10 protein-coding genes are annotated in these 12,799 nt (G+C 52.4%); 6 read left to right on the top strand and 4 right to left on the bottom strand.

Going from position 1 to position 12,799, the window contains the following annotated elements; all coding sequences use genetic code 11:
* The first annotated feature begins 11 nt into the window (after window positions 1-11).
* From hisS to hisG, 3 genes are read left to right on the top strand one after another with little or no spacing between them, the layout of a single operon-like run.
* Entirely contained in the window at window positions 12-1,520 is a 1,509-nt protein-coding gene (gene hisS / locus EDD53_RS08030) for a histidine--tRNA ligase (protein WP_123792716.1), read from the top strand.
* Window positions 1,520-2,620, top strand: a complete 1,101-nt coding sequence (locus EDD53_RS08025; protein ID WP_123792715.1) for an ATP phosphoribosyltransferase regulatory subunit — start codon at window positions 1,520-1,522, stop codon at window positions 2,618-2,620. Before hisS ends, EDD53_RS08025 begins: the two co-directional genes overlap by 1 nt.
* Window positions 2,617-3,315, top strand: coding sequence for an ATP phosphoribosyltransferase (gene hisG / locus EDD53_RS08020; protein WP_123792714.1), 699 nt, complete (start codon window positions 2,617-2,619; stop codon window positions 3,313-3,315). Before EDD53_RS08025 ends, hisG begins: the two co-directional genes overlap by 4 nt.
* A 16-nt stretch (window positions 3,316-3,331) precedes the next feature.
* Here the strand turns inward: hisG and EDD53_RS08015 are convergent, their stop codons facing one another.
* Complete coding sequence (locus EDD53_RS08015; RefSeq protein WP_123792713.1) at window positions 3,332-3,751, bottom strand: DUF1489 family protein; 420 nt, start codon at window positions 3,749-3,751, stop codon at window positions 3,332-3,334.
* A 171-nt stretch (window positions 3,752-3,922) separates the two neighbouring features.
* Between EDD53_RS08015 and EDD53_RS08010 the strand changes: the two genes are divergently transcribed.
* The gene (locus EDD53_RS08010) at window positions 3,923-6,199 is read left to right on the top strand and encodes an adenosylcobalamin-dependent ribonucleoside-diphosphate reductase (protein WP_123792712.1); all 2,277 of its coding nucleotides are present in this window, start codon (window positions 3,923-3,925) and stop codon (window positions 6,197-6,199) included.
* Window positions 6,200-6,655: 456 nt separating this feature from the next.
* Here the strand turns inward: EDD53_RS08010 and EDD53_RS08005 are convergent, their stop codons facing one another.
* The 3 genes from EDD53_RS08005 to EDD53_RS07995 all read right to left on the bottom strand — a co-directional run bounded on the left by EDD53_RS08005 (window position 6,656) and on the right by EDD53_RS07995 (window position 10,380).
* The gene (locus tag EDD53_RS08005; RefSeq protein WP_246002296.1) at window positions 6,656-7,756 is read right to left on the bottom strand and encodes a Hint domain-containing protein; all 1,101 of its coding nucleotides are present in this window, start codon (window positions 7,754-7,756) and stop codon (window positions 6,656-6,658) included.
* 615 nt (window positions 7,757-8,371) lie between these two features.
* Entirely contained in the window at window positions 8,372-9,634 is a 1,263-nt protein-coding gene (locus EDD53_RS08000) for a TrkH family potassium uptake protein (RefSeq protein WP_246002295.1), read from the bottom strand.
* Window positions 9,635-9,717: 83 nt separating this feature from the next.
* The gene (locus tag EDD53_RS07995; RefSeq protein ID WP_123792711.1) at window positions 9,718-10,380 is read right to left on the bottom strand and encodes a potassium channel family protein; all 663 of its coding nucleotides are present in this window, start codon (window positions 10,378-10,380) and stop codon (window positions 9,718-9,720) included.
* Between the two features lie 375 nt (window positions 10,381-10,755).
* Between EDD53_RS07995 and EDD53_RS07990 the strand changes: the two genes are divergently transcribed.
* Window positions 10,756-11,541: an HAD-IIB family hydrolase gene (locus tag EDD53_RS07990; protein WP_123792710.1), complete on the top strand. Its 786-nt coding sequence runs from the start codon at window positions 10,756-10,758 to the stop codon at window positions 11,539-11,541.
* A gap of 12 nt (window positions 11,542-11,553) precedes the next feature.
* Window positions 11,554-12,774, top strand: coding sequence for a glycosyltransferase family protein (locus EDD53_RS07985; RefSeq protein ID WP_123792709.1), 1,221 nt, complete (start codon window positions 11,554-11,556; stop codon window positions 12,772-12,774).
* Window positions 12,775-12,799: the final 25 nt, after the last annotated feature.

Genomic DNA, 12,799 nt, shown 5'->3' with positions numbered 1-12,799 from the left:
GGAGCTGCCCCATGGCAAAGCCTAAAAAGACCCCACGCCCAAAAGCGATCACGCCAAAGGGCTTTAAAGACTACTTCGGCATTGAAGTCACTGAGCGCAAAGAGATGCTCGATAAGATTGCCGAGGTCTATCATCTTTACGGGTTCGAGGCGTTGGAAACATCGGCTGTGGAAACTGTCGAGGCCTTGGGGAAATTCCTGCCCGATGTTGATCGCCCCAATGAGGGCGTGTTTGCATGGCAAGAGGACGCAGATCTCGAAAAACCAGGCGACTGGATGGCCCTGCGCTATGACATGACTGCCCCTTTGGCGCGTGTTGCAGCACAATACCGTAATGATTTGCCTAGCCCGTATCGCCGTTTCGCGATGGGCCCTGTTTGGCGCAATGAAAAGCCTGGGCCAGGTCGTTTCCGCCAGTTCTATCAATGCGATGCAGATACAGTTGGCGCGCCAAGCGTGGCCGCCGATGCGGAAATCTGCATGATGCTGTCTGACACATTGGAAGCCGTTGGTATCCCACGCGGGGATTACATTATCCGCGTTAACAACCGTAAAGTGCTAAACGGTGTAATGGAAGTTGCAGGCGTTTTAGATCCGAACGATCCAACAAAATTCGAGGCAGAGCGCGGCATCGTTTTGCGCGCTATCGATAAGCTTGATAAATTTGGCGATGCTGGCGTGCGCTTGCTGCTGGGCAAAGGCCGTTTGGACGACAGTGGTGATTTCACCGATGGGGCAGGGCTGACGGATGCGCAGGCTGATATCGTGATGGGCTTTATGGATGCCAAGCGTGATACAGGCGCTGAAACTGTTGCGCGTTTGATGGAGCTTGTGGGCACGTCTAACGTCGGCACAGAAGGTGTGCGTGAACTGGAAACCATTGCAGATTTGATGGCTAAGGGCGGCTATGGACCCGACCGCATCGTGATTGATCCCTCTGTTGTGCGCGGATTAGGGTACTACACTGGTCCTGTGTATGAAGCTGAATTGACCTTCGAAGTTAAAGACGAAAAAGGGCGCCCGCGCCAATTTGGGTCTGTCGCTGGTGGCGGGCGATATGACGATCTGGTCAAGCGGTTCACAGGCCAAGAAGTGCCCGCGACTGGCGTGTCTATCGGCGTGGATCGTTTGCTCGCGGCCTTGCGCGCCAAGGGGCGCATGGGCGATCAACCCGCAGGCCCTGTTGTGGTCACTGTGATGGATAAAGCGCGGATCGGCGACTACATGGAAATGGTCACTGAATTGCGGCAAGCAGGCATTCGCGCTGAGATGTATCTGGGCAACCCAAAGAACTTTGGCAATCAGTTGAAATATGCCGATAAACGGGCAAGCCCTGTGGCGATCATCCAAGGTGGTGATGAACAAGAGCGCGGCGTTATTCAAATCAAAGACCTGATCTTAGGCGCGAAACTGGCAGAAAACGCCACGCTTGAAGAATGGAAAGAACGCCCTTCGCAATATGAAGTCCCGCGTGGCGATCTTATTGCCAAGGTGCGTGAAATTATCGAGATGTATTCCTGATGCGTGTTATTCCCGTCGAAAAGTCCCGCGTGCGTGCCGAAGCTGCGCGTTTGCAAGCTTACTTTGCCGATCAAGGGGCTGCGACTGTCGAAACCGATATCCTGCTGCCCGCCGAAGTTTTGCTTGATCTGTATGGCGAAGAAATTCGCCACCGCGCTTATGTCACCAATGATCCTATGCGCGGTGAAATGATGCTGCGCCCCGATTTCACTGTTCCTGTTGTGCAGTGGCATATGGAAAGCGGTGCCGATCCCGCACGCTACACCTACGCAGGCGAAGTTTTTCGCAAACAAGATGAAATGCAGGAGCGCCCTTTGGAATATTTCCAAGTGGGGTATGAAATCTTTGACGGCAGCAACCCCCCCGCAGCCGATGCCGAAGTATTTGCCTTATTCTCTGACGCACTTGCCCCGCTGAATTTGCGCGCGGCGACAGGCGATATTGGTGTTTTGATGGCGGCTGTGCGCGGCTTGAAAACCACCGAGATGCGTCGCAATGCTTTGCTGCGTCACATTTGGCGGCCCCGCAGATTTCGCGCTTTGATGACCCGCTACTCTGATAAGGGCACTGAAATTCGCGAAGAAAACTTTGCCCGCGTGCGCGCCAATATAACCGCTCAAGATGCGCCTGCGATTGGCTTGCGCTCTGATGCAGAAATTCATGCGCGCGTGTTGGCTTTGTCTACGGATGCAGCCGAGGAGCCGATTTCATCGAGCGAAATTGAATTGCTAAATGATATTCTATCGCTCAAAGAGACCATGCCCAATGTGCTGTCCGCTTTGCGCGATATTGCGGTCGACATGAAAGCTATTCTGCCTGCGGTCAATCAATTGCGGGCACGCGCTGATGCTTTGGATGCGCGCGGTGTTGATGTGCAAAACCTAGAATTCGAAACCTCATATGGACGCACATCTATGGAATACTATGACGGGTTCGTTTTTGGATTCTACGCCGAAGGGCGCCCTGATTTGCCGCCCGTTGCGACAGGGGGGCGTTACGATGCTTTGTCATCTGTTTTGGGCCAAGGGCGTTCGATCCCTGCCGTGGGGGGCGTGATGCGCCCTGAAATGATGCTGTCCCTGCAGGAGAATGCAAAATGACCCTTAAACTTGGCATTCCCTCTAAAGGTCGGTTGATGGATAAAACCTTTGACTGGTTCGCGGCACGCGGCGTTGCGATGAAACAAACGGGCGCAGAGCGTGAATATACAGGTGCTGTCGAAGGGATTGAGGGCATCGAATTGGTGCTTTTGTCTGCATCAGAAATCCCAAGAGAATTGGCGGCAGGGCGCATCCATCTTGGGGTCACTGGGTCTGATTTGGTGCGCGATAAACTTGTTGGGTGGGATCGCCAATTGGGTGAAATCGCTTTGATGGGATTTGGGCACGCAGATCTGATTATCGCAGTCCCAAAGGCTTGGGTCGATGTGGACACGCTTGATGATCTTGATGCGGCGGCCTCTGCCTTTCGGGCGCGTCACGGGTTTAGATTGCGCATCGCCACCAAATACCATCACCTTGTGCATGATTTTTTGAAAATGCATGGCGTGGCTGATTATCAGTTGGTCGATTCTCAAGGTGCGACAGAAGGAACCGTGCGCAACCTCACCGCAGAAGCTGTTGCCGACATTACGTCAACGGGCGAAACGCTGCGCGCGAACCACTTGAAAATCTTGTCCTGTGAACCCGTTCATAAATCTCAAGCGACGCTGTTTAAAAGCCGCACTGCGCCGTGGTTGGAAGAAGATCGCATGATCTTGTCCAACTTGATGGCAAAGCTAGACCTTGATGACTGATCGCTTTGGGGGTGGTTTAGACCAGCCCCAGATCAGCTAGGCTTTGCGCCAGTTCTGCGGGCAATTCGTCATCGTTTTCACGACCTTTGGGCATGTCTGTTGGCGCATCTTCAGGTTTTAAATACCGCCAGCCCTGAAAGGGGCGGCGCGGCGCATTTTGTGTGCGTATCAATGGCCGCTTTAAAACGATACGGCAGCGTTTTATTCCATCGGCGCCGATCACTTCTTCTAGTGCTGCGATTTCTTGGCGGGCTTGCACCGCCCCCTTGATCACCCAATACAATGACCCACCGTTGAGCAGCGCCTCTTCTTGTTTTGGCCGCATGCGGGTCACGTGACCCAAAGTGTCGCCGCCCCGTAAACTCAAACGGTGTTCCAAATCCTCAACGGACTCGATGCCGACACATAGTTTCACGATATGTATGTGTTTTGTCATGCTGTCCCCTAGGTAGGCTTGCGGATGAAATAACAGTAGCGCGTCATATCCCTACAACAAGGCTTTGGGGTTGAAAACATACGGGCGTCTATATTGTTATAAAGACTGTGCTAAGCTATTTTCGATGCCCATGAATTCAAACGCGACTCGCTCAAGATTGGACCAATTATAATGACGCGCTTTACTGCCCCTATCGCTGAACAAATCTGGGACATGAAATATCGTCTGAAAGATGCTGATGGCACCGTTATAGATCAAACGGTAGAAGACAGTTGGCGCCGCGTTGCGCGATCTTTGGCGGCAGTCGAAAAAGACCCTAAAGCATGGGAAAGTAAGTTTTACGATGCCTTGGAAGGATTCAAGTATCTTCCTGCAGGCCGCATTCTTGCAGGTGCTGGCACGGGCCGTTCTGTGACTTTGTTCAACTGCTTCGTCATGGGCACTGTGCCTGATTCTATGGGCGGTATTTTCGACATGCTCAAAGAAGCCGCTTTGACCATGCAGCAAGGAGGCGGCATCGGTTACGATTTTTCCACGATCCGCCCCAAAGGCGCTGGGGTGTCTGGAGTCGCGGCTGATGCCTCAGGCCCTTTGTCATTTATGGATGTATGGGATTCGATGTGTCGTACAATCATGTCGGCAGGGTCGCGGCGTGGCGCAATGATGGCGACCATGCGCTGTGATCACCCTGATGTCATGGACTTCATTGCAGCCAAACAAGAATCCGCACGGTTGCGTATGTTCAACCTGTCTGTGCTGATTACTGATGACTTTATGCAAGCTGTCAAAGCAGGCGGGTCATGGGATTTGAAGTTTGGTGGTAAAATCTACCACACAGTTGATGCCGTTGATCTTTGGAACAAGATCATGAAAGGCACTTATGAGTACGCGGAACCCGGCGTGATTTTCATTGATCGTATCAACAAGCTCAACAACCTGAACTATGTTGAAACGATTGCCGCGACCAACCCTTGCGGCGAACAACCTTTGCCGCCTTATGGCGCCTGTTTGCTTGGGTCAATCAACTTGGCCACCTTGGTCAAAGATCCGTTTGAAGCAGACGCCGCGATGGACGAAGAGGCTTTGTACGATCTTGTTGGCACAGCCGTGCGGATGATGGACAATGTGGTCGATGCGTCGCGTTTCCCACTTGAAGCCCAACGTCAAGAAGCCCAAGCCAAGCGGCGTATCGGGCTTGGGGTGACAGGTCTTGCGGATGCGCTTTTGATGATCGGTCAGCGGTACGGATCGGAAGAGGCCGCTGAGACCTGTGAAAAATGGCTCAAAATGATTGCGCGTGCCGCTTACATGGGCTCTGCTTTGTTGGCCAAAGAAAAGGGCGCTTTCCCACTCTTTGACAAAGACAAATACCTTGCGTCTGGCTCGCTGAAAGACATGGATCAAGACGTCAAAGACGCCATCGCAGAGCACGGCATTCGCAATGCTTTGCTGACATCCATCGCGCCGACTGGCACCATTTCATTATATGCAGGCAACGTATCCTCTGGCATTGAGCCTGTGTTCGCCTATGCCTACACACGCAAAGTTTTGCAAAAAGATGGATCACGCACCGAAGAAGAAGTCGTTGATTACGCCGTAAAATTATACCGCGATAAGTTTGGCGCAGATGCTGAATTGCCCGCGTATTTCGTCAATGCGCAAACACTTGCCCCGCTCGATCACGTACGTATGCAAGCGGCAGCCCAAAAATGGGTCGACAGCTCGATTTCCAAAACCATTAACTGCCCCGAAGACATTTCATTCGATGACTTCAAAGAAGTCTACATGGAAGCTTGGGACACAGGCTGTAAAGGCTGTACGACATACCGCCCCAATGATGTGACAGGCTCTGTTTTGTCTGTGTCAGAGACGTCAGAAAAAGCACCAGAAGCCGAAACTGGTGCTGAAGTTGTTTACTTGTCTGAACCGCTTGAGCGCCCCCAACAGCTTGAAGGCAATACCTACAAGTTGAAGTGGCCAGATTCTGAGCATGCGATATACGTGACGATCAACGACACACTGCATGGCGGGCAGCGTCGCCCGTTTGAGATTTTCATCAACTCCAAAAACATGGAACACTTTGCATGGACCGTGGCGCTTACGCGTATGATATCTGCTGTATTCCGTCGTGGGGGCGATGTCTCCTTTGTTGTCGAAGAACTCAAAGCGGTATTTGACCCACGCGGTGGTGCATGGATCAAAGGCAAATACATTCCTTCCATTTTGGCGGCAATTGGCGGCGTGATTGAAACCCACTTGATCGAAACAGGCTTCATCGCTGGTGAAGGTATGGGGCTGAAAGCAGACCCTCATGCTGAGGTCGTCGCGATGGATGCCAGCCAAGGCAAACCAAAAGGCACATCATGTCCATCTTGTGGTCAATACGCATTGCGTATGGTCGAAGGCTGCATGACCTGTTCGTCCTGCGGTCATTCAAAATGCGGGTAGTGCGGGTCTGAAATTCTGTTGATGTGATCTGGTGCAAATCGATGGCCATCTACTCAGACTACAGAGCCACATTGTATAGCCACGCGTTCACGCAGCCGCGATACGCCCGTGCTAACGTCACAACGACCCCGCCACACCTCGTGCAGATGATATGCGAGTGATCAGGTCGCAAATCGCAGGTCACGAATGCTGTCATTGTTGACAGCCTTGCAGCGACATTTGATGAGGATCGCAAGTTTGATGTGCTGCGTTCGCGCGCGCTCAGGCATGCGCTGGATCTCTTAGACGAAGGCCGGTATCGCATTCACAAGAGTTCTCTGGCACCTGAGGTCACTGACTTCATTTACGACAAACCGCCGAGTGGGCAGCCTATGTTCCACTTCAAGCTCTGAGACGGTATCCAGATGCCGTCTGCTGCATGTATGGTAATATTCGCCCACCCGCAGCGAGGGGGCGTCAAATCTCTTCCAGATATAGCGGTTTGGCGTTCTTGGAATGGCGCGCGAACAGTTTTCGTTGCGCGCGGCCCGGCGCAATCATACGCGCCGCCCCAGACAAGGCATCCTGTTCCGCAAGCTCGGGAAAGATCGTCAGGATCTCGTCCCGTGCAGCGGGTCCCATGATCTTCAACGCCTGCGGTCCGAGAAGCAGGCTTTCACTGGGCGCGCCATTGGCAAACAGAACCTCGTGCGCGTCCAGCAGCAGGTGCAGATAGGTGACCTCTCGGTCAAACCGATCAATGCAGATGCCCGGCAGATCCACGAGACTTTTGGCCGGAACAAGTGTTTCATCCACGTCAAGCATCCGCCGGACGATCCGTGACCGCAGAAGCATCCGGTGCTGCTGAGACACCAGCAGATCCGTGTGGGGCAAGCCATTACCCAGTGCCCCGACCTTGATGCGGACCGGGGCAAGCTTATTGCAAACCTGAACCTTGCGCCGACCGATCCATCTGATCGGCCGCGGGCCATGGTCCATCGTCATAACTTGGTCACCAACTCCGAGCTTCTCGATTGGAACCTCGCCCAACGGGGTCAGAATTGCGGTGCCCAGCACAAAACAGACGAAATCCTGCGATGCATTGTGAGTAAGGCCTGTGTATCCGCTGCCGGTGATCGTCGTTACATTGATGGATTGAATCGGCAGATTGTTGGTGCCATTCAGGTCGGTTCCCGCGAAGTTCGAATTGATCAGGAAAAGATTGCCGGTGGTATCTTGATACATGACGGCGTTGGAAAACGCATGGGTTGTCCCGTTGCTATAGGTGACCGTGACGTCGACGACGACCAGAGAGTCAACCTGCGCTGTGACCGGCCCGCTGCCTGCGTCATAGGAAAGCGTATCGGCGGTCGAGATGTTGTCGGTAGACATTGAGTTGTCGTTGTTCGAATCGTTGTAATCGACATCAATGATCTGGTCCGACAACGGCGCCCCAGCAGATCCGAAGGTTCCCAGATAGGTGCCAGGGTTCTCGATCCCGATAGACCCAGACCCATCATTCGAGTCCGCATCAGTAAAATTGCCGAGAAAAATCGCGTGATGAGTCGAGATTGCCATTGTTGTTCACCTGTGAAACCTTCGCCGACGCGAGCATGGCATACAAACTTCTAACGTTAGGCTAACGTCTTGCGCCCGACGCTAGTCCAGGGAAATAGTGTTCAATGTCAGACGCGCCTTTCGGCCCTGTTCTCGTTCTCATGTCGCATCCGCTCAGGGAGTACGATGAGCCGAAACCCCTCGCTTTTCACGCGTTTTGAGCACGTTCGTTTTCCCGCGCATTGCCGTCATTTGACCAAGGTGCAGCATTTGTGAAAATGGGATCTATGGACCTGTCGTGGTTTGATGCCGCTCCTTTGATAGCATTTACTGCAACAAAAGAGACTGACTATACACGGCACGGCAGATCGTTTTCAGAACCTGTCTCACTGCGCCAGAACGCAATACTTGAGCATGAAGTTTGGGCTGAGCACAGCCTAAACCTTCGCACAGTGTCGAGAAATTTGGATCGGGCGGAGGCATTGCTTTCAAGGCCAACCCTTCAATGCGTGCGGAATCCGACCTTCGCTGCGATTGGCACAGAGGTCTGCTGACCGGGGCACAGCCATCGTGTGCAACGATGCCAGAGGTCGTGGTTAAAGAAGAAAAACAACCGCTGTTGAGCTGAGCTGCTTTTCACCCCAAATAAATCTGCCCTGCGGGATATTTCACCTTTGGAACGCTGCGGGTGGCAAGGAAAAAACCGATTGCCAAAGGACCAACGCGCCCAACGAACATGATCGTCATGATGATGCAGCGCCCAGTGCCATCAAGCTCACCCGTGATACCACGCGATAGGCCCACCGTTCCAAAGGCGGATGTCACTTCGAATGCGAGGTCGATAAATTGACCATCGTGGTTGATTGTCATGACGAAGATCCCCGTCAGGACGAGCAGCATCGATATTGTCGTCAGTGCGAGAGCCTTCATGACTTCCTCCGCCCCCAAGGATCGACCAAAAACATGCAGCGTGGTTTGACGCCGAAAGAAGGCGACCGTGGCAAGAAGTAGGACGAATAATGTGGTGACCTTGATCCCTCCTGCAGTCGAGGTGCTGCCGCCGCCGACCAGCATGAGTGTCATTGTCAGCAGGGACGTGCTGTCATGCATTCCGCCGGTGTTGATCGTGTTAAAGCCTGCGGTGCGCGGGGTAACGCCCTGAAACCAACTCGCCCACAGCTTGTCTATGCGGCTTAGCTGTCCCAGTGTCTCGGGATTTCGCCATTCCAAAAGTCCGAACATGACACTCCCCCAGACGATCAGGAAAGCGGTGCCGACAAGCATCAGCTTGGAATGTAGGGTGAGTTTGCGCCAGTTTCGTGTTTTGTAGACATCCCCCACAACGATGAAACCAAGCCCACCCAAGATGAAAAGAGCGGGGATCACCAGATTGACAATCGGGTTTCCGACCCATTGCGAAAGACTGTCGGGGTGGAGGGCAAATCCAGCATTGTTAAAGGCAGAGACCGAATGAAAGACCGCCTGCCAAAGGCCAGTCCAGCCAAATTCAGGGACAAATGTTAAAGCCAAAAGGGCGGCGCCAACCGTCTCGCAGGCGAGGGCGATGACAAGGATCATGCGAGCAATATATGTGAGGTTCGACAACGATGTCTGGTTTAGGTCTTCGCGCAAGATCAGCCGTTGTGGCATGCCGACAGGGATCCCCAGAGCTCCGAGCAAGAGCACAGCAAAGGTCATAAGCCCGAGCCCACCAAGTTGAATGAGTATCGCAATGATCGCTTGACCAAATCCAGTAAAGGCGGATCCCGTATCTGCAAGAGCAAGCCCAGTGACTGTCACCGCTGAGGTCGCGGTGAACAGAGCTTCGCTCAGACCGATGTCACCGTAATGCGAGATGGGCAACCAGAGAAATAATGCGCCTAGAAGGATTAGTGCCATGTAGAAAAGCGACAACAGCGCAGGCGGCGGCATTCGCAGTCTTTTCTTCCGTCTGAGAAAATTCCGGAATGGTGCTGGCATGATTAGAGGCTGGCCGCAAAGCTGTGAAGGTCCTTGCGCTGGCCCAGCAGTAGAAGTAGGTCATCGCGCTGCAATTGGTAGTCTGAGCCGTCCTGACCGATGAATTCACTTCCCCTCATAATCCCAATGCAGCGAAGATTGTAGGTCTTGCCATGCGGCAACTCGTTCAGGCTTCGGCCTTCGAGGCTCTCGGGGATACGGAAGTTCACCACATGGAAACCGTTTCCAAGGCTAACATAGTCACGCAAAAGCGGATTGTGCAGAATTTGCGCGATATGTTGGCCAACCTCAACTTCTGGGTGAACGATCCTGTCCACACCGATTTTCTTCAGAATTCGGTGATGGGTTTTTGTCGTAGCCTTGGCCCAAACGACCTGAACGCCAACAAGCTTGAGGTTCATCGCCGACAGGATGCTGGCCTCTAAATCATCCCCCATAGCAACGACAGCTGTATCGCAGTCGCTGAAACCAGCATCACGCAGCGCTGCGTCATCCCGAGCATCTACGATCATGGCTTGTGATAAGGTGCCTGCAAGGTTGGCGACACGCGCTTCGGAGATGTCGATGCCGATTACGTGGTTGCCGAACCGTTGCAATTCCTTTGCAACAGAACTTCCGAAGTTGCCTAGACCAACGACACCAAATGTTCGTTTTTTGATATTCAATGCGTTGCGCCCATCCAATTCAACTGTCGCGGAACATTGCCGCAATACAAAAAGATGTCAATATGGGCTCGAATTCGACCTCGGTGGGGGGCCGCAGCCGTTCATCGCAGCTGAATTTAGTTTTTATCGCGCAGGGTGTCGGCGCAGGGGCAAGTCAGAGGCACGCGCATAAAAAGACTGCCACGAGGTGGGACGAAAAGGCCATGATGCGCACCCTGATTGATTTTGCTTCATGTCGGGTGCAGTTAAAAGAGGGCGGCCATTTGCCTTTAGTCTGTTTTTTACGCATTTGCTTGTATTTTACGCAAAATATTCGTGCTATCTGGCAGCGTATGCGCGCTTGTGGTCGCTCTAAGCCTATGTAAACATCCTCCTATGAAAGACAGGCTAAGCCTTTTGATCTTTACAGATCTTGATGGAACTTTGATCGACCATGACACATATCAATGGTCTCCCGCGTTTGACGCTTTGAATGCTTTGAAGGCAGCGCAGGCTGGTGTGGTACTGGCCAGCAGTAAAACAGGTGCTGAAATTTCTGTTTTACGTGATGAACTTGGCCTGAACGCATGGCCTGCGATTGTTGAAAATGGAGCAGGCTTATTGGCAGCTCATGCAACTGTGACGCAAACGAATACCGATTACCGCAAATTGCGTAACTGTTTAAATCAGATCCCGAAACAGCTGCGCCAATCGTATGTGGGCTTTGGTGATATGACGACCGACGAGGTGGTGCAGGCCACAGGCCTAGACGCAGAAAGTGCAAAACTGGCGCAGCAACGCATGTATTCCGAACCAGGCCTGTGGCATGGAACACAGGAAGATAAACATAGATTTTTGGCACAGCTCAAGACACATGGAATTTCTGCGCAACAAGGTGGGCGGTTCTTAACGCTCTCTTTTGGCACTAATAAAGTTGATCAAATGCAGCGCCTCACGGCAGATTTTATGCCGCGCCACACGATTGCTTTGGGGGATGCGCCCAATGATATTGCGATGATTGAGGCCGCGGATTTTGGTGTTGTCATAGCCAACCCTCATCGATCCGCATTAAAGCCTTTAAAAGGCGAGGCCGAGGGCCGTATTCGTAGAACGCAGGCGTCAGGTCCGCGTGGGTGGAATACGGCGATCCTTGACCTTCTCACACAACTCGAGCTGACGTAAGGATACTACTGAATGGCAGATTTTAACCAAAACGGTAACATAACGACACTTCATAACCTGCGTACACGTTCGGCGGATGATCTGGCGCAAGAACTCAATGCGTTTTCGTCCACGCGTAAAATTTCATTGATTTTGCCCTGTCTGTATTCAGAACTTGAAGGTGAGGCGATGCCCCATATTCTATCTGAATTGTCCAAAGTAAGTTACCTTCACAGGATCATTATTGGATTGGACCGTGCTGACGAACAGCAGTTTCGTCACGCCAAAGAATTTTTCAAAGGTCTCAATCAAAACCATATCGTGATTTGGAACGATAGCCCGCGTATGCTTGAGCTGGAAAAACGATTGGAAAAAATGGGTCTTGCACCAGCAGAACAAGGCAAGGGAAAAAATGTTTGGGCCTCTCTGGGATATTTGATCGGTTGTGCGGATAGCTCCGTGATGGCGATCCATGATTGCGATATTTTGACCTATGATCGCGAGATGTTGGCGCGTTTGGTTTACCCTGTGACCAATCCCGATTTCCCGTATCAAGTCGCCAAAGGGTATTACCCCCGCATTGGCGGTGACAAGTTGAACGGTCGAGTCACGCGCTTGCTGGTCAGCCCGCTGTTGATTGCGCTAAAGCGTGTGATTGGCGATCGCGACTATCTCGATTATCTGCGCAGTTTTCGCTATCCTTTGTCGGGCGAGTTCGCGATGCGCACTGCGATCCTACCCGATCTGCGTATTCCATCTGACTGGGGGCTGGAAATCGGAGTGTTGTCCGAGGCATGGCGCAACCTCGCGCCGAAAGCTGTCTGTCAGGTCGAGATTTCCGACGCCTATGATCATAAACATCAAAAACTTAGCGCGGATGATGCAGAAGCAGGTCTCAGCCGCATGTCTACCGACATTTGCAAAGCTATTTTTCGCAAACTGGCAGCAGATGGCACGATCTTTACGCCCAATGTCTTTCGCACTCTTAAAGCGACCTATTACAGAAGCGCCTTGGACTTGCTTGAAAGCTATTACAATGACGCCAAGATGAATGGGTTGACCATTGACCGCCATAGTGAGGAACGGTCGATCGAATTGTTTGCTGAAAATATCATGCGCGCTGGGCAAATCTTTATCGATAATCCGCATGAAACGCCGTTTATTCCAACATGGAATCGTGTGCATTCAGCAGACCCAAGCTTTTTGCCCGATATGCATGCGGCCGCGCGTGCGGATGACGAAGAATATGTTTAACCGCTTTTGAACAAAGCCCCAGCTT

Source organism: Pacificibacter maritimus (assembly GCF_003814915.1).
In the GTDB taxonomy this organism is placed as follows: Bacteria; Pseudomonadota; Alphaproteobacteria; order Rhodobacterales; family Rhodobacteraceae; genus Celeribacter; species Celeribacter maritimus.
The sequence above is the reverse complement of the archived record's forward strand: the minus strand, read 5'-3'. Positions and strand labels throughout refer to the sequence as shown.